Origin of the sequence: Staphylococcus marylandisciuri, assembly GCF_025519785.1 — a bacterium.
Classification (GTDB): Bacteria; Bacillota; Bacilli; order Staphylococcales; family Staphylococcaceae; genus Staphylococcus; species Staphylococcus marylandisciuri.
This window is the reverse complement of record NZ_JAOPKZ010000020.1, coordinates 1-17,080: the sequence shown is the minus strand read 5'-3', so window position 1 is coordinate 17,080 and position 17,080 is coordinate 1. Positions and strand designations below refer to the sequence as shown.

At 35.4% G+C, this 17,080-nt stretch carries 27 protein-coding genes and 1 riboswitch; of the genes, 16 read left to right on the top strand and 11 right to left on the bottom strand.

What is annotated here, in order from left to right; all coding sequences use genetic code 11:
- Positions 1-483: 483 nt before the first annotated feature.
- Positions 484-590, bottom strand: a riboswitch (SAM riboswitch).
- Between the two features lie 59 nt (positions 591-649).
- Together N9R04_RS10930 and N9R04_RS10925 are read right to left on the bottom strand one after the other, a co-directional pair.
- Positions 650-949, bottom strand: coding sequence for a thioredoxin family protein (locus tag N9R04_RS10930; protein WP_262856807.1), 300 nt, complete (start codon positions 947-949; stop codon positions 650-652).
- Entirely contained in the window at positions 946-1,338 is a 393-nt protein-coding gene (locus tag N9R04_RS10925; protein WP_262856806.1) for a toprim domain-containing protein, read from the bottom strand. Before N9R04_RS10925 ends, N9R04_RS10930 begins: the two co-directional genes overlap by 4 nt.
- A gap of 291 nt (positions 1,339-1,629) precedes the next feature.
- Between N9R04_RS10925 and N9R04_RS10920 the strand changes: the two genes are divergently transcribed.
- Positions 1,630-1,848, top strand: a complete 219-nt coding sequence (locus tag N9R04_RS10920; RefSeq protein ID WP_262856804.1) for a hypothetical protein — start codon at positions 1,630-1,632, stop codon at positions 1,846-1,848.
- Positions 1,849-2,100: 252 nt separating this feature from the next.
- Here the strand turns inward: N9R04_RS10920 and gcvH are convergent, their stop codons facing one another.
- The gene (gene gcvH, locus N9R04_RS10915; protein WP_262856803.1) at positions 2,101-2,481 is read right to left on the bottom strand and encodes a glycine cleavage system protein GcvH; all 381 of its coding nucleotides are present in this window, start codon (positions 2,479-2,481) and stop codon (positions 2,101-2,103) included.
- Positions 2,482-2,638: 157 nt separating this feature from the next.
- A complete protein-coding gene (locus tag N9R04_RS10910) occupies positions 2,639-2,995 on the bottom strand; it encodes an arsenate reductase family protein (protein WP_262856802.1) in 357 nt (118 codons plus the stop codon).
- Between the two features lie 142 nt (positions 2,996-3,137).
- Here N9R04_RS10910 and N9R04_RS10905 point away from each other — a divergent pair, with 142 nt between their 5' ends.
- Both N9R04_RS10905 and N9R04_RS10900 read left to right on the top strand, forming a co-directional pair.
- A complete protein-coding gene (locus N9R04_RS10905) occupies positions 3,138-3,461 on the top strand; it encodes a thioredoxin family protein (RefSeq protein ID WP_262856801.1) in 324 nt (107 codons plus the stop codon).
- A 227-nt stretch (positions 3,462-3,688) separates the two neighbouring features.
- The gene (locus tag N9R04_RS10900) at positions 3,689-3,889 is read left to right on the top strand and encodes a hypothetical protein (RefSeq protein WP_262856799.1); all 201 of its coding nucleotides are present in this window, start codon (positions 3,689-3,691) and stop codon (positions 3,887-3,889) included.
- Positions 3,890-3,971: 82 nt separating this feature from the next.
- Here the strand turns inward: N9R04_RS10900 and N9R04_RS10895 are convergent, their stop codons facing one another.
- Positions 3,972-4,511 (bottom strand): nitroreductase family protein, encoded by a 540-nt coding sequence (locus N9R04_RS10895; RefSeq protein ID WP_262856798.1) that lies wholly within the window; start codon positions 4,509-4,511, stop codon positions 3,972-3,974.
- Between the two features lie 65 nt (positions 4,512-4,576).
- A complete protein-coding gene (gene aroD / locus N9R04_RS10890) occupies positions 4,577-5,296 on the bottom strand; it encodes a type I 3-dehydroquinate dehydratase (RefSeq protein WP_262856797.1) in 720 nt (239 codons plus the stop codon).
- A 128-nt stretch (positions 5,297-5,424) separates the two neighbouring features.
- Here aroD and N9R04_RS10885 point away from each other — a divergent pair, with 128 nt between their 5' ends.
- The 4 genes from N9R04_RS10885 to N9R04_RS10870 all read left to right on the top strand — a co-directional run bounded on the left by N9R04_RS10885 (position 5,425) and on the right by N9R04_RS10870 (position 7,792).
- Positions 5,425-5,850, top strand: coding sequence for an organic hydroperoxide resistance protein (locus N9R04_RS10885; RefSeq protein ID WP_262856796.1), 426 nt, complete (start codon positions 5,425-5,427; stop codon positions 5,848-5,850).
- A gap of 699 nt (positions 5,851-6,549) precedes the next feature.
- The gene (locus N9R04_RS10880; RefSeq protein ID WP_262856795.1) at positions 6,550-7,065 is read left to right on the top strand and encodes a GNAT family N-acetyltransferase; all 516 of its coding nucleotides are present in this window, start codon (positions 6,550-6,552) and stop codon (positions 7,063-7,065) included.
- A gap of 89 nt (positions 7,066-7,154) precedes the next feature.
- Positions 7,155-7,406: a hypothetical protein gene (locus tag N9R04_RS10875; protein ID WP_262856793.1), complete on the top strand. Its 252-nt coding sequence runs from the start codon at positions 7,155-7,157 to the stop codon at positions 7,404-7,406.
- 152 nt (positions 7,407-7,558) lie between these two features.
- Positions 7,559-7,792 carry a hypothetical protein gene (locus N9R04_RS10870; RefSeq protein WP_262856792.1) on the top strand — a complete coding sequence of 78 codons (234 nt, stop codon included), beginning with the start codon at positions 7,559-7,561 and terminating at the stop codon, positions 7,790-7,792.
- Between the two features lie 10 nt (positions 7,793-7,802).
- Here N9R04_RS10870 and N9R04_RS10865 read toward each other — a convergent pair whose 3' ends face one another.
- Positions 7,803-8,012: a YozE family protein gene (locus tag N9R04_RS10865; RefSeq protein ID WP_262856790.1), complete on the bottom strand. Its 210-nt coding sequence runs from the start codon at positions 8,010-8,012 to the stop codon at positions 7,803-7,805.
- Between the two features lie 449 nt (positions 8,013-8,461).
- Positions 8,462-8,668 carry a TM2 domain-containing protein gene (locus N9R04_RS10860; protein WP_262856789.1) on the bottom strand — a complete coding sequence of 69 codons (207 nt, stop codon included), beginning with the start codon at positions 8,666-8,668 and terminating at the stop codon, positions 8,462-8,464.
- Between the two features lie 195 nt (positions 8,669-8,863).
- On the opposite strand from N9R04_RS10860, the gene tsaT reads away from it, so the two are divergent.
- The 6 genes from tsaT to N9R04_RS10835 all read left to right on the top strand — a co-directional run bounded on the left by tsaT (position 8,864) and on the right by N9R04_RS10835 (position 11,823).
- Complete coding sequence (gene tsaT, locus N9R04_RS10855) at positions 8,864-9,046, top strand: type II toxin-antitoxin system toxin TsaT (RefSeq protein ID WP_262856787.1); 183 nt, start codon at positions 8,864-8,866, stop codon at positions 9,044-9,046.
- A 35-nt stretch (positions 9,047-9,081) separates the two neighbouring features.
- The gene (locus N9R04_RS10850) at positions 9,082-9,333 is read left to right on the top strand and encodes a hypothetical protein (protein WP_262856786.1); all 252 of its coding nucleotides are present in this window, start codon (positions 9,082-9,084) and stop codon (positions 9,331-9,333) included.
- Positions 9,334-9,493: 160 nt separating this feature from the next.
- Positions 9,494-9,568 (top strand): alpha-1/alpha-2 family phenol-soluble modulin, encoded by a 75-nt coding sequence (locus N9R04_RS11520; protein ID WP_373316357.1) that lies wholly within the window; start codon positions 9,494-9,496, stop codon positions 9,566-9,568.
- An 891-nt stretch (positions 9,569-10,459) separates the two neighbouring features.
- The gene (locus tag N9R04_RS10845; protein ID WP_262856785.1) at positions 10,460-10,630 is read left to right on the top strand and encodes a hypothetical protein; all 171 of its coding nucleotides are present in this window, start codon (positions 10,460-10,462) and stop codon (positions 10,628-10,630) included.
- 244 nt (positions 10,631-10,874) lie between these two features.
- Positions 10,875-11,621, top strand: coding sequence for a poly-gamma-glutamate hydrolase family protein (locus tag N9R04_RS10840; protein ID WP_262856784.1), 747 nt, complete (start codon positions 10,875-10,877; stop codon positions 11,619-11,621).
- Positions 11,593-11,823: a hypothetical protein gene (locus N9R04_RS10835; protein ID WP_262856783.1), complete on the top strand. Its 231-nt coding sequence runs from the start codon at positions 11,593-11,595 to the stop codon at positions 11,821-11,823. The genes N9R04_RS10840 and N9R04_RS10835 overlap by 29 nt, the downstream gene beginning before the upstream one ends.
- Before the next feature lie 129 nt (positions 11,824-11,952).
- On the opposite strand, the gene isaB is transcribed toward N9R04_RS10835, so the two are convergent.
- Positions 11,953-12,474, bottom strand: a complete 522-nt coding sequence (gene isaB, locus N9R04_RS10830; protein ID WP_262856782.1) for an immunodominant staphylococcal antigen IsaB family protein — start codon at positions 12,472-12,474, stop codon at positions 11,953-11,955.
- Between the two features lie 267 nt (positions 12,475-12,741).
- Here isaB and N9R04_RS10825 point away from each other — a divergent pair, with 267 nt between their 5' ends.
- The 3 genes from N9R04_RS10825 (at position 12,742) to guaC (ending at position 15,145) form a co-directional block, all read left to right on the top strand.
- Positions 12,742-13,449 carry an AzlC family ABC transporter permease gene (locus N9R04_RS10825; protein WP_262856781.1) on the top strand — a complete coding sequence of 236 codons (708 nt, stop codon included), beginning with the start codon at positions 12,742-12,744 and terminating at the stop codon, positions 13,447-13,449.
- Positions 13,446-13,772, top strand: a complete 327-nt coding sequence (locus N9R04_RS10820; protein WP_262856779.1) for a branched-chain amino acid transporter permease — start codon at positions 13,446-13,448, stop codon at positions 13,770-13,772. The genes N9R04_RS10825 and N9R04_RS10820 overlap by 4 nt, the downstream gene beginning before the upstream one ends.
- A gap of 395 nt (positions 13,773-14,167) precedes the next feature.
- A complete protein-coding gene (guaC, locus tag N9R04_RS10815; protein ID WP_262856778.1) occupies positions 14,168-15,145 on the top strand; it encodes a GMP reductase in 978 nt (325 codons plus the stop codon).
- 298 nt (positions 15,146-15,443) lie between these two features.
- On the opposite strand, the gene N9R04_RS10810 is transcribed toward guaC, so the two are convergent.
- Positions 15,444-15,644 carry an LSM domain protein gene (locus tag N9R04_RS10810; protein WP_262856777.1) on the bottom strand — a complete coding sequence of 67 codons (201 nt, stop codon included), beginning with the start codon at positions 15,642-15,644 and terminating at the stop codon, positions 15,444-15,446.
- A 268-nt stretch (positions 15,645-15,912) separates the two neighbouring features.
- Positions 15,913-16,110 (bottom strand): LSM domain protein, encoded by a 198-nt coding sequence (locus N9R04_RS10805; protein WP_373316356.1) that lies wholly within the window; start codon positions 16,108-16,110, stop codon positions 15,913-15,915.
- Positions 16,111-17,080: the final 970 nt, after the last annotated feature.

Genomic DNA, 17,080 nt, shown 5'->3' with positions numbered 1-17,080 from the left:
CCTTAGTAAACTTCGCTGCTTCCCTCTTTTGATCGCCTCGTTCTTCCTTGTTTCTCTATCCTCATATGTTTCTAGTAGAGAAATAAGCAATTACTTCGTTGATCAATAGAGTTCATTGCTCATTTACTTTTGTAAACTTCGTTGCTTCCCTCTTTTAATCGCCTCGTTCTTCCTTGTTTCTCTATTCTCATATGTCTCTAGTAGAGAAATAAGCAATTACTTCGTTAGATCAATAGAGCTCATTGCTCATTTACCTTAGTAAACTTCGCTGCTTCCCTCTTTTAATCGCCTCGTTCTTTCTTGTTTCTCTATCACGCTACACTATAGATAGCTTAATTATGTAAAGATTCTTTTTATTTTAATTTTTAGAATTATTTTAATAATCTAACTTCATTTCTGCTAAACTCTCCCTCTATTAGTAGTTTACTAGTCTCGTGCAATTAAAAAAGCTTTCCCCTTACACTAAGAGAAAGCTTCTACTTTCTCTCATCTTCAAAAGTCTTAAGACTTTATGTGAATTGGCACCATTTCTATACAAAGACGGTTGCCGGGTTTCGCAGGGCACATCCCTCCACCACTCTTGATAAGAGTCAACGCACTATTGAAATGTTGTTTTAATCCTACCACTCTACTCACGTTTCGTCAACTATTATTTTAAATTTTCTAATAAAAACGGTACAGACTGAAACGCGTATATGCGGTTTTCTTCATAATCTTTATTCATGATTAATAAAACTGGCACAGATTGTATTTCATATTCTTGTGCAAAGCCAGGATGAAAATTTAAATCCACTTTAATAAGAGGTAACTTTACCATCTCATTTGCAATATCTAGCATGCGTTCAGATACTTTGCATGTGCCACAGGTTGGTGTGTAACCAAATATTAGATGTCTATCTTTATCGTAATTTATCTTTGGGTCTACTAACTCGCTAGTATCTTTAGTCATGATAATAAACTTACCCTTTCAAACATATGATCAATCTCTTCTTGAATTTTTTGATATTCATCTTTAACTTCAAAGCCATGCTTATTTAAAACTTTAAATAAATAATCTTTAGGGCACCGTGCTACTTCACGATAGCGTCGATCAATATGGATGTGTTTACTTTCACTTATATACTGTTTAAACCATCTACGAATCTTTCTACCTTCCTTATCTGCATCAACGAGAATATACACGGTTTGTCCCTCAAGTTCGTCAATCATTTGATCTATCTTATCAACACTCATCGTTCCATGCGTACAAATGATGTTTATAGGTTCATTGAGAATTTCTTGCACACGTTCTTTATCTGTCTTTCCTTCTACTACAATGACTTTATTAACTAACGTCATGCATTTCACCTTCTATTCAATTAGGTTAATAACAGATACTTCACTTTTAACAAATCTCTTTCAACCTAAACATATCAAGTCGAGCGCTTTTTGATAATATATATAACTCATTCTTAACATAATCTTTATACTAAGTAAAAAAGTGAGACAGAAACCATTTGATTTCATCGTCTCACCACCTCGGCCACTAATTTTTCTAAAAAGGTTTCTCTCATATATTACTTAAGTCAGTCAACTTTCACATCCATGAGTAACCTTGTGTAAAGAGGTCGGAGCAAAAGCAGTTAGGATTTGAGCAGGGGGCCCCAACAAAGAGAAACTGGTAAACCAGTTTCTACAAGCACTGCGAGTTGGGGTGGGCCCCAACACAGAGAAACTGATAATTCAGTTTCTACAAGCACTGCGAGTTGGGGGTGGGGCCCCAACACAGAGAAACTGATAATTCAGTTTCTACAAGCACTGCGAGTTGGGGGTGGGGCCCCAACACAGAGAGGCTGGGACATAATGTAATGTCTCAACCTCTTTCAGCATCTTGGCAGTAGATGACTGATTTGAAAATGCGCTTGTATCAAGCTTTTTTCAATTCTAGTCATCCTTGCCGGGGCGGGACTACGAAATCTTTTGTGTTCAAATTAGATTTCTGTCTCCCTCCCGAATCGTAAGCGTTTCTGTCGACAATCCTGCCCTTGGGACGCTGTTCATCGGGTTCCAGAGCACAGATACTGTATGTCTCAACCTCTTCACTTCTATAGTCAGCCCTAATTATTCACCAATCATTTCAGAATATTGGTCAGCAGATAATAAATCATCTAATTGACTTTCATCGTTCAACTCTACTTTAACCATCCAAGCTTTGTCATATGGAGATTCATTAACAAATTCTGGACTGTCTTCTAACTCTTCATTGATCTCTACAACTTTACCTGAAACTGGAGCATAAAGTTCAGAAACTGTCTTAACTGATTCTACACTACCGAATGTATCACCAATTTCAATTTCATCATCCACTTCCGGAAGTTCAACAAACACGATATCTCCTAATTCATTTTGTGCGTATTCAGTAATTCCAACTACAACTGTAGTATCTTCAACTTTTACCCATTCATGATCTTTCGAGTACTTTAATTCGCTCGGTACTGCCACGAGGATCCCCTCCTATAAACTTTTATTTCTCATATTTATGATGCCATAATGCCTCACATCAAGCAAGGTATTATATCAAACTTATCATCTTAGTAGAAGCCTTTATCGCGAAACGCTAAAGCGGTTTGTCTATCGAGTAAAAGCGTTCTACTTTTAATTAGTTAACCCATAACGCCTTGAACTCATCTTCTTTAAAACCAACAGTTACTTTATCTCCCATTACTGCTAATGGTCGCTTGATTAACATGCCATCGGAAGATAGCAATTCCAATTTCTCCTCGTATGACATATCTTTAAGCTTGTCTTTCAAATTGAGTTCTCGATACTTGCCACCGCGAGTATTAAAAAACTTATTAATTTCGAGGTTTGAAGCATCAACGATTTCCTTTAATTCAGAATATGTAGGTGTATGTTGAACAATATCAATAGGTTCATAACTTACGCCATATTCTTGTAAAAACTTCGCCGCTTTTTTACAAGTCGTACAGTTTGGATATTGATAGAATTTTATCATTACTGAACCTCCTATAATCTATTGTTAATTACAATATATCAAATTCAATAGAAAAATGCTTTAAATTTTAAGCTTTATTTTTTCTAAAATACAAGCATTCAGTTATAATATAATCACAATTTTTTAAAGGAGCGTAATAAGTATGAAACCATTAAACACTAAAGATGAGTTCACACAAACTATAAATGGTGATCAACCTGTCATAGTTAAATTTGAAGCGGATTGGTGCCCTGACTGTAAAGCAATGGACATGTGGATCGATCCAATTGTTGAGAAATATAATGATTATGAGTGGTACGTGGTAAATAGAGATGAATTGGAAGATGTTGCTTCTGAAAATGATGTGATGGGTATCCCTAGCATTCTCGTGTTTCAAAATGGCGATAAATTGGCTCACTTGCATTCAGCTAATGCTAAATCACCTGAACAAGTTGAAGACTTTTTAGCTGAAACTTTAAATAGTTAACTGCGCTCTCTACCTTGAGGAATATATCTAACATCAACCCATGAACCTCTCGGAGATAATTACCAACTCAATAGTGCTAAGAAGTGAGGTCGGGACAAAATCGTTTAGGGTTTGAGCCGGGGCCCCAACAAAGAGAAACTGGTAAACCAGTTTCAACAAGCTATGCAAGTTGGGGTGGGGCCCCAACAAAAAGAAACTGGTACACCAGTTTCCACAAGCACTGCGAGTTGGGGTGGGGCCCCAACAAAGAGAAACTGGTAAATCAGTTTCAACAAGCACTGCGAGTTGGGGTGGGGCCCCAACAAAGAGAAACTGGTAAATCAGTTTCAACAAGCACTGCGAGTTGGGGTGGGGCCCCAACAAAGAGGGAGCGGGACAGAAATCTTTTTATTCAAATTAGATTTCTGTCCCGCTCCCGAATTGTATAAATAAAAAGGAAGACGCGAATCTATAAGACCCACGCCTCACTCATTCTTCTACCTAATACTACACTCATACGATAAAATCATGTTAGTACTCAGTAATTAAATTTTTCATACGACGCTTTCGATGAGCAACGCGCTCTTCTTGATCCGTTAAATAGAGCAGTCCTACTAAATCCTCATCGTCCTGAACGCCCAACACATTTCTGACTTCCGGCATAAATATATACTGCGGTGATTTCCAACAAGTACCTATACCTGCTTCATGGAGAAGTAACATGAGATTCTGTGCAAAAGCACCGAAAGCCATGTAATTTTCTAAATTTTGCTTTTGTCGAGGATCTTTTTTCACGATTAAAGCGAGAATCCCTCCAAGTTTAGTCACTGTATTATAGTGATCTTGCTTCTTCTCATCCTCACCTTTAAAAGCGTATTGCCCAACATCTCTACTCATATCTCCTAAGCGATCTTTTGAAATATGAACGACACGCCAAGGTTCTCTCATTTTATGATTCGGGGCATCCGTAGCGCGTTCGATAGATTTATATAAAACATCGTCATCTATATGCATATCATGTTTAAACTTTTTATAACTTCTTCTATTAGCTATAGCCTCTTGAAGTTCCATACATAATCGCCCTTCCTAAATGATAATACTTTTCAATTATATCGGACTCTCCTTCTTTTTTCAAACTAATCATAAAGGCTTAAATGTGATTTTAAATCTGCTACCTGTAGTTGGCCTGGAGCTTGAGGTTCAGTCAAACATCCATATGTGACACTACCGCCAAATACGCCAGTAGCGACGCGAGATACTTTACCTACCTCACCCATAGCTATTCCTATAACACTCGCAGCGACAGATTGACTAGTAGCTTGAAGCGCACCGAGTAATGTAAGCACATCCTTTGATGATTGAGGCATAACCGCAACTTTTAAATAGTCTGGACTATAACGATTCATTTTATAATATAGAAATTTAAGTGTTTCGATATCAGGTGTCTCTTTGAAATTATGATGCGACAGGACGACTTGAATACGCCGTTGTTGAGCTTCGCTAATACAATTCTGTATCTCTCTTGAAAATTCACGTTCATCAAACTCAATATCTATGAGGTCGATATCCACTTGCGCTATGAGGTTTTTAATATAGTGAAAATACCGCTTTCCTTCTTCCGCCCCTTTTCCACCTTGACCTTTAGTTCGATAAGTCACTAGAATCTCTTTATTAACACATACTTGTTTAATTACTTTAACTATTTTAAGCACTTCAGCAATCTCTACATCTAACAACTGATCTATCCTAAGTTCAATAATATCGTAGGCGTTATTATACTTTTCAAGCAGTTCAATACAATCAGATTCTAATTGTTCAGCTGGAGAAAGCGTCACTGCTATTTTCGGCTGAGACATAGCTCCACTCCCTATTCATTGATTCAATTTAATTCTACCCTATTGTAAATTATTAATAAATATTTATGATTAGAAGGAAAAGTCGCAGGGTAAATGAATTATATAATCACTAGAGGAGGTCTTTAAACATGGCAGTTAAATATGAAACTCAAGCAACAAACACTGGTGGACGTAATGGTCACGTTCAGACAGATGATAAAGCAATAGATGTAGCAGTAATTCCTCCAGATCAAGCTGACCCTGAAAAAGGAACTAATCCTGAACAATTATTTGCAGCAGGATATGCTTCTTGCTTCAACGGTGCTTTCGATTTAATCTTAAAGCAAAATAAAGTTAGAGATGCTAAACCAGAAGTGACTTTAACAGTGCGTTTAGAAGATGATCCAGATGCTGAAAGTCCTAAGTTAGGTGTTGATATAGACGCTAAAGTACAAAATGTCCTATCACAAGAAGAAGCTGAAAAGTATTTAAAAGAAGCGCATGATTTCTGTCCATATTCTAAAGCTACTCGTGGCAACATCGAAGTAAACTTAAATGTTACTGTAGAAGATTAATATTTAAATTTCAATGAGGCTGGGACATAAAGGTCTTTGGCTAGAGAGAAAAAGAGGCTGGGACATAATGTAATGTCTCAGCCTCTTCACATCTCGGCAGTAGATGACTGATTTGAAAATGCGCTTGCATCAAGCTTTTTTCAATTCTAGTCATCCTTGCCGGGGCGGGACTACGAAATCTTTTTATTCAAATTAGATTTCTGTCCCGCTTCCTTTTTCATTAATTTTCACTTAAGTCATTTAATAAGCTAGTTATTGCTCAATGCTAAGTCACTTTTACTTATTCTACGTTTAATCGTCATCATCTTTATTAGTTATGAAACCTAGACTTATAAAGAGAATTATAAAAGCGACAAGAGCGAGCAGTACGAGCGAAACGATAAGTGTGATTAAAGTTTCCAATTGCTACGCACCCCTCTTTTGACACTCTCACTAAACTGATTATACCATATTAGTGTTGCATGCAGAGAGAATAGAATAGGCGTAAACTACTAAATAAAGTCACTTTGTCTTCTTTTTAGACGAGCCATGCTTTATCTCTTGTTTCATACGAGTCTAATTTTATACAATTTATTTTTAAAAGTACAAATTTTCAATATTTTTACAAAATGCAGTTGCTATGTAAAATAAATTGCATTATTATTAAACATACGTATAACATTGATGAATGTTAGATTAATTAAATAAGAGGCGATAGCTATGACTGAAATACGTGAACTCAATACGATAGATATCGATGACTATCATTCACTAGTCTCAGAAGCCATACATGATCAACATATCGTTTATGCGTGGGGCGTTTATGATGAATCACATATTCCTAAAGAGTATCTCGCTCATTTACTGTCCGAACATAATACAAATGAACGAGTATTCGGCCTCTATCTGGATCAGTCACTCGTAGGGGTAGCCACACTTATCCACTCCTCCGTCTATGGTTTGCGTCATAAAGGGATTCTACAGAATATGTGCGTTAAAATGATTGATCACCATGCCTCCCAAGATCTCGCAGAAGAACTTATGAATTACATCGTTCGATTTTGTCAACACAACGGTATAGAAATAATTATGACTTCTATAGCTTCGAATAACATAAGCGCTAAAATATTCTATCGTAAATATAATTTTGATACGCTTGGCGTAGAGCAACATGCTCGTAAATTAGGTAATAAATACATAGATGAACATTGGCTCGTTACGGATATCCGTCAATAACGGCGCTTACACAAACACGATTAGCGTCCAAGGGTCGACTATATCTTCATCACAATAAAACGATGGTTAATTTAGAGAGGAAGACAAACATGAATAACAAAACGACTATTTTTTCTCTTTTTTTATCTTTATTAGCACTGACTACTCCTGCTTTGATATTCAATGAAATGGTCTCGACCCCACTGCAGATCATGTTGGTTATATTGATTTTAATAATAATATTTAGTATTAATTTCTATGCTGCTTTGCGCGGAGATAGAGCGGTTAACGTGTTTGCTGCTATCACTACATTGATCGCTATCTTTCTATTTACCCTACCTCTGTGGAAATATATTTTTTAATTAAAAAGTTGAAGGATGTAGGAGGATGAGTTTCCCCCTACATATTTATCAGAAAATTAAAAATTTCCATAATATAGCTGTACGACATCGTTTAAACATATTATTGATGGGTATAACTAACTATGACAGATGAAAGTGGGGAGTGTTCAACTATGAGAGAAGAAGGAAGATGTTGTTATGTTAATCCATCGAAATTATCGCTCGATTGGGAATGCTTTATAGTAAGTAGACGTGATATGATTCTTGACGGCGTACCATTAGAATTAATTAACACGTGGATGAACCAACATATTCTTGAACCCTTCTCCATTCGAAATAACGAAATAAACTTTAAGACTCAAGATGTGAGGCACGCATTAGAACAACAAAATTGGTATTATTTATAATGCTCTTAAATTAAGCATAATTAATATGATAAATACTTATAGCTCGATTAGCACATTCTAATAAACTGTGATCAGCATACTTATCATAAAAATAAGTGTGAAGATTTCGCTCAGATGTTTCATAAATGGGAAAATCTTTATCTATGAGAATAATTTTCGCTAATTGACCTAAGGGCGTATCGTCTTCCAAGAACTTACAGATAAACTCGTAAAACGTCATTTTGGATTACCCCTTTCTGGTACATCGAATCGCAATGTGTAGATCTTTCTTTATATCTATCATATCAGAGTACAAAAATTTGTCTATATAAATTATTTCTATTAATTAAAATAATAGCTAAAGATGTACGTTAGAAGCGAATTACAGAAATTTTAAATTTTTAGAATTTTTATGTAACTTGCCTTTTACATTCTTAAAGTATAAATTTGAATGGTTAATATTTTCTTGAATATAATTTTAAATAACATAACTAAAGAGGCTGGGACATAATGTAATGTCTCAGCCTCTTTCAGCATCTTGGCAGTAGATGACTGATTTGAAAAGGCGCTTGTATCAAGCTTTTTTCTAGTCATCCTTGGCGGAGCGGGACTACGAAATCTTTTTGTTCAAATTAGATCTCTGCCCCGCTCCCTTATTTGTGATTGCTTATTTTTTACTTAAACCGCTTATCAAACTTGCACATTACCATTCTCATCAGCAGGTTTAAATAATGTTAATATGGCACCTATTATAGCAAGGATATGAGGTACTCCTGTCCAGAAGAATGCAAGGAAAATTAATCCAACGACTGGTTTCCCAGCATAAAACTTATGAATACCGAAGCTACCGAGTAATACTGAAAGTAAGATATACAACCATTTATTTACTTCATTCATCACAGTCACCTCTTTTCGTTAATTATATTATAGGATAAACATCTTCTTTCTACTACAGACTTAAGTCTTAATTTTAGTCAATTTTAACTAAATAGTTTAAATCATTTAATAGCGACTTCTATTGTATAGTTAACATAAGTGATACAATAAGTAAATACATTTATTATAAATTACAGTTCACGTGGAGGTGACAACATGTCATTTCATTTCCAAATTGTATTTTGGTTATCCGTAATCTTTCTGGTAGTAGGCCTAATTACTTTAGGAATATATAAAGTTAAAAGTCACTCAGAAGCTAAAGAGTCATTACTCGGCGTGACAGTCATGCTACTCATATTTGGTGTGGTTGGAATACTATTTGCGTTGATCTTTAGTTAGTAACTGCAACAACAATTTAATTTGGAGGCCAAAAAATGCAACTGAAAGCTTACCCGGAATGGAAAGTCATTAACCAAAGTAAGCAGTCTATCGCCATACAAGAAGACTCTATTTCTGTCTCGGTAATTAGTCCAATCAGTGATTATGCTTTCGGCATTCTTGCTCAAGCAACTTTTATCAATGATAATCACCACATTACAGATGTTGAAGTTGAAAATAATAGTAAATCGATAACTATGACAGCGGATCATGAAAATCAGAGTATTATTATCAGAGATATAGAGTAACTCTATTCTATAAAATTTTTAACAGTTAAGTTCCCTATCTGTTGGTACTTTCTTTATAACTAACACCTAAGCACTCAAGTCATGAAAGTAGGGACTTTTGACCTTTTTCTCTACGACTAGGGTTATACTATAGACAAGTTAAACAAAGGAGGTAATTCACATGTTAGTAGCAAACATCATCGGTGGTATTGTCAAATTAATCAAAACTTTAGTTGACACTTTCACTAAAAAATAATTAGATTTAATAATTTGAGGCTGGGACATAATGTAATGTCTCAGCCTCTTTTAGCATCTTGGCAGTAGATGACTGATTTGAAAATACGATTGTATCAAGCTTTTTTCAATTCTAGTCATCCTCGCCGGGGCGGGACTACGAAATCTTTTTATTCAAATTAGATTTCTGTCCCGCTCTCAATTTTTTTGCTTAAATTTTTAAATGCTAAGTCTTTAACATACAAACTTTCGCACATGTAAAAGACCCCTAATTAAAGGGGCCTTTTACTATAACGGGAGTAATGAATCTTCTACATGCCCACGGGCATGTAGAAAATCCATCTCCAACACAACACATACCCATGGGCATGCAAGACTATTATAATGTTTGCTTAATTAAATTGCAAATTCTTTTTAATAATACAATCTACAAAATTATAAATATATTATAAGTATAATTATTGTAAACCAACCTATTATTATCACTTATAGAGGTTTCAATTCATCATCAGAGTTTCAGGCTCTAATATCTAGCCGAAAATCTTATAAAACATCGAGGCTGGGACATAAAGGTCTTTGACTAGAGAGAAAGAAACTGAGACATAAATCCCAGCCTCTTCAACATCTCGGCAGTAGATGACTGATTTGAAAACGCGCTTGTATCAAGCTTTTTTCAATTCTAGTCATCCATGCCGGGGGCAGGACTACGAAATCTTTTTATTCGAATTAAATTTCTGTCCCGCTCCCCCTTCTTACGTCTTTAAAAATTCCTTAAAATCTATACATCCTGTTGTATAATCCTTAACTTTATGAGTTAAATTTAAATAGCCAAAAACGGGTAATACAATACTAAAGCCTAATTATTTGAGATACGTCCCAGTGCTATTTACCTACTAGTAAAGGAGGTTACTCTATGATTTATACAGCTATAATAATTACTATCTTAGGAATTATCTTTCTAAGTTTAAGCAAGACTAAACCACGATTCAAACAATCATTCCTTAGTCTTGGAGTAGTCTGTCTAGTGATAGGAATAATTTCACTCATTGGATTAATCATCAATAAGATCGTTGTAGGTGCCTAGATTGAGTTATAAGAAAGCTTAACTTGTTGATAAAGTAGATTATATGTAAATGTAGCTAGGAATCCTCTAATTAGCGGGGCAGAAATCAATCTACATTACAGATCGATTTCTGCCCCGCTTATTGTTAGCAAAAACGTTAATTATTGCATTAATGTAAATTTAACATTAAAATACTATATAAATGTTAAAACTAATTTGTTTTAACTACTAAATATTAATTTTAACAAATGGATTAGGAGCTTTTATGAAACAAAATTCACTTTCGAAATTATTTACTTCTTCTTTAATTATCATTACATTACTAGTTCTTTCTATAACGGTAGCCTTTATTTACACTTCTCAGAAGAAGGCTAGCTGTTCAAGTACTGATAAGTATAAGAACTTCTCAGATTTAAAAAAACACACCCGTGAAGGTAAAGACTGGAAAATATCTGATAAGCATACCTCAAGTTCGACTATAATTACTGCTATACATGGCGGTGGTATTGAACCGGGTACATCTGAAGTTGCTAAAGAAATATCGAAAAAAGGTGACTACAAGCTTTATACCTTTGAAGCTCTACGCAAATCTGGCAACCAAGACTTGCACGTCACTTCTACTCATTATAATGAACCTATATTATTAAATATGATGAAGAAAAGTACTCACGCCGTATCCATTCACGGTATGGAAGCAGATAAATCTGTAGTGTACATCGGTGGTAAAGATAAAAAATTACGTCACGCGATTAGGAACAACCTGAGAGATAAAGGCTTTAAAGTAGATGAAAGTCCTGATTACCTTCAAGGTGATTCAAATGATAATATCACTAACCAAAATGATAGTAATGCGGGAGTACAATTAGAACTATCTCACGGCTTGCGTAAAACATTCTTTAAACATGGTGATTTTGATCGTGATGCACGTGACAATAAATCTAACTATCGCAAGAAACTTTATCGCTTTTCAGAAGCTGTAAGTAATGGTATTAAAGAAGCACACGATGCTTAATGAAGCATTTAAAGTTATTATTAACAATAAGAGCGAGACGAGGTCGGGACAAAAGCGTTTAGGATTTGAGCAGAACCAAACGATGTGCAAAATTGTTTTTTTATTTTGTGGCATGATGAGTGTTTTCGTGGACAATCCTGCATTTGATACGCCGTTCATCGGTTTCCCCGAGCACAGCCACTTTATGTCTCAATCGCTTTAAATGACGGGAGCGGGACAGAAATCTAATTTGAATAAAAAGATTTCTGTCCCGCTCCCTTTAGTACAGTTCAGAAAGATTTTTTTAATTTACAGTTCAGAAGAAATAATTTCAAACTACTACCTCTAAAGATTAATCAGTTACAGGATCTCCTATAAGTACATTAGCTACGTGTCCATTCTCAACGTTAAATTGAATTTCATAACGACCTTTATCGTAGAAATATAAACCATCTTCAGGCTGTTTACCGCTATGATAAACTCTGCCTAAGTCTTTCCCGTAAGCATGTTTCAAGCTATTCAACGTAACAGAGTTATCTGAAACGTTAAAACTTACGCTTCGTGTAGATTTACCGTTGCCTACAGTTTGGATAACTTGGTCATTAACATTTAGTTGATGATAATCTGGAGTAGTTATATGGTTAGTTAAGTAATAACCATTAAACATCAAGCCTCCACCATTCAACCCATTGATAAATTTAGAACTAGTTAAGTAGCTTGCATCCTTACCTGCATTACCTTCTAATGCAAATTGAGCTTGCGTAGCTGAAGGTGTGCTGGCAGCATGTGCTTCTGTGTGATTTAAAGCTACAGATCCTAAACCTAACGTCGTGATTGTGGTAGCAGCTACTAAAGCTTTAGTCATTTTATTCATGAAATCACTCCTTCTTATAAGCATCAGGTATTTAAATAATTTATGAGAATGAATGATTCACTCATCCTCACTTCCTGATCGCACTTATATTATATATTTATTTATTATTTTTTTAAATGATTTACGTTAAAATTTACAAAAGCTTATAAATTCTTTTACTTTCTCAATAATTTTAAAGTGAATTTAACAATATTAATAATTATAGTTGTTAGTTTCTTAAGATTCAGATAATATATACTTTATTAATCTCTATAAAGGAGTGACGTAATGAATCACTCACACCTACCTATCATTAAACTTGCGTTCAATCACACTTTACCCATACTCGCTGGCTTCACCTTTCTAGGCGTAGCTTACGGCATTTATATGCACTCACTCGGATTTGCACCCATTTTCGCTTCTCTGATGAGCGCGTTCATATTTGCGGGCTCAATGGAATTCATAGCAGGTAGTTTATTACTCGGTGTGTTCAGTCCTCTCAGCGCTTTTATCTTAACTTTAATGATTAATGCCCGTCACCTCTTCTACGGTATTTCTATGCTTGAGGAATTCAAACGCGTCGGCATTAAAAAGTACTATTTAATCTTTGGAATGTGCGACGAAACTTTCGTTATTAATAAAACAGCCACAGTTCCAAGCGATATAGATAAGGGATGGTTTATGTTCTATGTCACGTTACTTAATCATTGCTATTGGGTATGTGGCGCAACGCTCGGGGGCATTTCTGGAAACTATATCACCTTCAATACACTTGGGTTGTCATTTGTTATGACTGCACTATTTGTAGTCATCTTTGTAGATAATTGGATGAAGGAGAATAATCATCTCCCTTCCATTATCGGTTTAATGACTTCTCTCATATGCTTGATTATGTTTGGGACGAAATCGTTCATCCTACCAACGATGATCATCATTTTAGTGATATTCATAGTCTTCAAAAGTCCTTTAGAAGCGAAAGTGAGGGAGTCACAATGAATTTAACGCAACAAATTATTACGGTCATCGTGATCATTCTCGGAACGATGCTCACCAGATACTTACCATTTCTAATATTTACTCCACAAAGACCGACACCGCAATTCATACAATATTTAGGTAGAGTCCTACCGGCGGCGGTATTCGGATTGTTAGTAATATACTCACTTAAAGACATCCACCTATTTCGTTATAGTTTCGGTATACCTGAGTTTCTTGCGGTTGGCGTCATCGTATTACTTCATCTCGTCAAACGAAGTATGTTGCTTTCAATAGCTGGAGGAACGATTATTTACATGTTACTCGTGCAGTTTGTATTTTAATCTATAATTTTTTAAAAGCTGTAAATCATTAATATATTCGAACGATAGAACTAATTCCATTTTCTGAGATGCTTCACTAAGTTTGATATTTGCTAAGAGGTCGGGACAACAGCGTTTAGAATTGGAGCAAGACCAAACGATGAGCAACGTTGTGTTCCAAATGTTGTCGAATCGTGAGCGTGCCTGTCGACAACCTTGCTTTAGGGACGCTTCCTAGAGCTCAGAAACTTTATGTCTCATCCCTTTAAATGATCCTTATGCTCCAAAGGCTAGGAGAAAAACTTTAATTTGTAGAAATATGTCTTATGTACGCTCGAGACTTAACTTTTCTATTTACATTCGTCTGATTAACTAGTATTATAACTACGTTAAGCTTAAGATAGGTGGTTATATATTTGAAAATATTTGATTACGAAGATATTCAATTAATTCCTAATAAATGTATTGTTGAAAGTCGTTCTGAATGTAATACTGCTATTCAGTTTGGTCCTCGAAGCTTTAAATTACCAGTCGTTCCAGCTAATATGCAAACAGTAATGAACGAAGAATTAGCAGAATGGTTTGCTCAAAATGATTACTTTTATATTATGCATCGTTTCAATGAAGAAGCGAGAATTCCATTTATTAAAAAGATGCAGGACGCCAAACTCTTCGCCTCTATTTCAGTAGGCGTTAAATCTCGTGAATTTGATTTTGTTGAACAATTAGCAGCTGAAAATCTAGTGCCAGAATACATTACTATTGATATTGCTCATGGTCATTCTAATTCTGTAATTAATATGATTAAGCACATCAAGACACACTTGCCCGAAGCTTTCGTCATAGCAGGTAATGTCGGCACTCCTGAGGGTGTTCGTGAACTAGAAAATGCAGGAGCCGATGCTACAAAAGTAGGAATCGGGCCAGGTCGAGTTTGCATTACAAAGATTAAGACTGGATTCGGCACAGGCGGCTGGCAACTTGCAGCACTTAACCTCTGTAGTAAAGCTGCTCGTAAACCTTTAATTGCAGATGGTGGTATTCGCACACACGGAGATATTGCGAAGTCGATCCGCTTCGGTGCTTCGATGGTAATGATTGGCTCTCTCTTTGCAGCACATGAAGAATCACCTGGTGAAACAGTTGAAGTGGATGGCAAGAAATATAAAGAGTACTTTGGCAGCGCTTCAGAATTTCAAAAAGGCGAGCACAAAAACGTTGAAGGTAAGAAGATGTTTGTAGAACATAAAGGCTCTCTACAGCATACACTAAACGAAATGCAACAAGATTTACAAAGCTCTATTTCATACGCTGGTGGTAAAGACTTGAAATCACTCACAACTGTAGATTACGTTATCGTACGTAATTCAATATTTAACGGAGATAGAGACTAACCGACTTTTATTTTTGCGAGGAATGGGAGCGGGACATAATGTAATGTCTCAGCCTCATTTTTTGTAAATACCCCACACTAGGTATAATGTTTGAACATTCAATTTAGTTGAAAAAGCAAGCCTAAGCCCTACCTTCTAAAACGGAGGAGCTGGGACATAATTCCTAACTCAAATGAAAAAGCACCTCATTCAACTGATTTATACAGTAAAAATGAGGTGTTACTTTTTAGCCCTTTTTCGACGAAGAATGTTCTCATAAAAATAGATCTTTTTAACGCCATTAGGTCGAGTGAATGCACTACTTAATTTCTTTTATGCTTATTATTTCACTTTCATCAACATCAAATGTACCTTTAGCAGATTTTATTGAAATTGAGTCATTACCACTAATATTATCTTCTCTGTAATTAAAATCAAAAGCTTTACCTGTTAGTACATCACCGTCGACAAAACGTATCTCTACTTTTTTGCCGTCAAATTCCCATAATTTAAAACTCATATCTAATCATCCTTTCTTAACCAATGGTATAGTGTACGTCCATTGGTATACTTTATTCCTAAAATTACAGAGTGCTAAAACTATCTAAGTTAGATGAAAAAGGAGGCTGGGACATATTGTAATGTCTCAGCCTCTTTCAGTATCTTGGCAGTAGATGACTGATTTGAAAATGCGCTTGTATCAAGCTTTTTTCAATTCTAGTCATCCTTGCCGGGGCGGGACTACGAAATCTTTTTATTCAAATTAGATTTCTGTCCCGCTCCCAAAATTACAGAGTACTAAAACTGATACTTTTCATTTCGCTTTCATCTATATCGAATGTACCCTCGATGGTTTTTATTAAGATAGAGTCATTACCATTAACATTGTCTTCTTTATCATCAAAATCAATAACTTTCCCTTTTAATATTGTACCATCGTTTAAACACACTTCTACTTGTTTACCTTCGTATTCCCATAATCTCAAACTCATCAAATCACCCTTTCTTAACCAATGGTATAGTGTACGTCCATTGGTATATACTTTATTCCTAAAATTACAGAGTACTAAAACTATCTAAGTTAGATGAAAAAGGAGGCTGGGACATATTGTAATGTCTCAGCCTCTTTCAGTATCTTGGCAGTAGATGACTGATTTGAAAACGCGCTTGTATCAAGCTTTTTTCAATTCTAGTCATCTTTGCCTAGGCGGGACGACGAAATCTTTTTATTCAAATTAGATTTCTGTCCCGCTCCCAAAATTACAGAGTACTAAAACCATTCGTATTATTTTGCTGAGTAAGCTCATGTATACCTTATACTTAAAATTACAGAGTACTAAAACTAACCGACGCTCAAAGTAAAATGTTATTAGGTATACCTTATACTTAAAATTACAGAGTACTAAAACTGTCAGGGCAAGGTAAAGCAGTTGCAGAAGGTATACCTTATACCTAAAATTACAGAGTATTAGAACTTTTTAATGTTTATTTTACTTCTCGTTGTTTAAATTTACTTTTATTTTACCACCATTGACTTTGCTAAGTAACTATTTTCTTGATTTTATTTCATAAATTTTATCTTTGATAAGGCTATACCATTGTCTATGTGGCTTAAAGAGGTATACCTATTGAATATACTACTAAAGATTGAGACCTTCTAGCATATCAATTAAATTCGCCCCCCTACTTTCTCTACGTAATGGGCATAAAAAAAGAGCAAGGCCAATGGGAGCGAGACAGAAATCTAATTTGAACAAAAAAGATTTCGTCGTCCCGCCCCGGCACAGATGCTGAAAGAGGCTGAGACATTACATTATGTCCCAGCCTCTTTTCCTACGATTAGTCAAGCGCTTCTACAATAAAATAAGCATACTTAACTCAACCGTTTAAATTTTATTTTTTTAAATAAGGTGTTAAACTATATTTGATTGTACGGTTGGCTAATGAGGGGCCATT

Coding starts and splice junctions, on each gene's coding strand:
- N9R04_RS10810 (WP_262856777.1), bottom strand. CDS start 15,644: ATGAGTTTTAAATTATGGGAATTTGACGGCAAAAAAGTAGAGATACGT.
- N9R04_RS10835 (WP_262856783.1), top strand. CDS start 11,593: ATGGTATTAAAGAAGCACACGATGCTTAATGAAGCATTTAAAGTTATT.
- N9R04_RS10885 (WP_262856796.1), top strand. CDS start 5,425: ATGGCAGTTAAATATGAAACTCAAGCAACAAACACTGGTGGACGTAAT.
- N9R04_RS10925 (WP_262856806.1), bottom strand. CDS start 1,338: ATGACGTTAGTTAATAAAGTCATTGTAGTAGAAGGAAAGACAGATAAA.
- N9R04_RS10875 (WP_262856793.1), top strand. CDS start 7,155: ATGAATAACAAAACGACTATTTTTTCTCTTTTTTTATCTTTATTAGCA.
- N9R04_RS10930 (WP_262856807.1), bottom strand. CDS start 949: ATGACTAAAGATACTAGCGAGTTAGTAGACCCAAAGATAAATTACGAT.
- N9R04_RS10860 (WP_262856789.1), bottom strand. CDS start 8,668: ATGAATGAAGTAAATAAATGGTTGTATATCTTACTTTCAGTATTACTC.
- N9R04_RS10880 (WP_262856795.1), top strand. CDS start 6,550: ATGACTGAAATACGTGAACTCAATACGATAGATATCGATGACTATCAT.
- isaB (WP_262856782.1), bottom strand. CDS start 12,474: ATGAATAAAATGACTAAAGCTTTAGTAGCTGCTACCACAATCACGACG.
- N9R04_RS10910 (WP_262856802.1), bottom strand. CDS start 2,995: ATGATAAAATTCTATCAATATCCAAACTGTACGACTTGTAAAAAAGCG.
- N9R04_RS10870 (WP_262856792.1), top strand. CDS start 7,559: ATGAGAGAAGAAGGAAGATGTTGTTATGTTAATCCATCGAAATTATCG.
- aroD (WP_262856797.1), bottom strand. CDS start 5,296: ATGTCTCAGCCGAAAATAGCAGTGACGCTTTCTCCAGCTGAACAATTA.
- N9R04_RS10905 (WP_262856801.1), top strand. CDS start 3,138: ATGAAACCATTAAACACTAAAGATGAGTTCACACAAACTATAAATGGT.
- N9R04_RS10840 (WP_262856784.1), top strand. CDS start 10,875: ATGAAACAAAATTCACTTTCGAAATTATTTACTTCTTCTTTAATTATC.
- tsaT (WP_262856787.1), top strand. CDS start 8,864: ATGTCATTTCATTTCCAAATTGTATTTTGGTTATCCGTAATCTTTCTG.
- N9R04_RS10820 (WP_262856779.1), top strand. CDS start 13,446: ATGAATTTAACGCAACAAATTATTACGGTCATCGTGATCATTCTCGGA.
- N9R04_RS10865 (WP_262856790.1), bottom strand. CDS start 8,012: ATGACGTTTTACGAGTTTATCTGTAAGTTCTTGGAAGACGATACGCCC.
- N9R04_RS10895 (WP_262856798.1), bottom strand. CDS start 4,511: ATGGAACTTCAAGAGGCTATAGCTAATAGAAGAAGTTATAAAAAGTTT.
- N9R04_RS10845 (WP_262856785.1), top strand. CDS start 10,460: ATGATTTATACAGCTATAATAATTACTATCTTAGGAATTATCTTTCTA.
- N9R04_RS10850 (WP_262856786.1), top strand. CDS start 9,082: ATGCAACTGAAAGCTTACCCGGAATGGAAAGTCATTAACCAAAGTAAG.
- N9R04_RS10825 (WP_262856781.1), top strand. CDS start 12,742: ATGAATCACTCACACCTACCTATCATTAAACTTGCGTTCAATCACACT.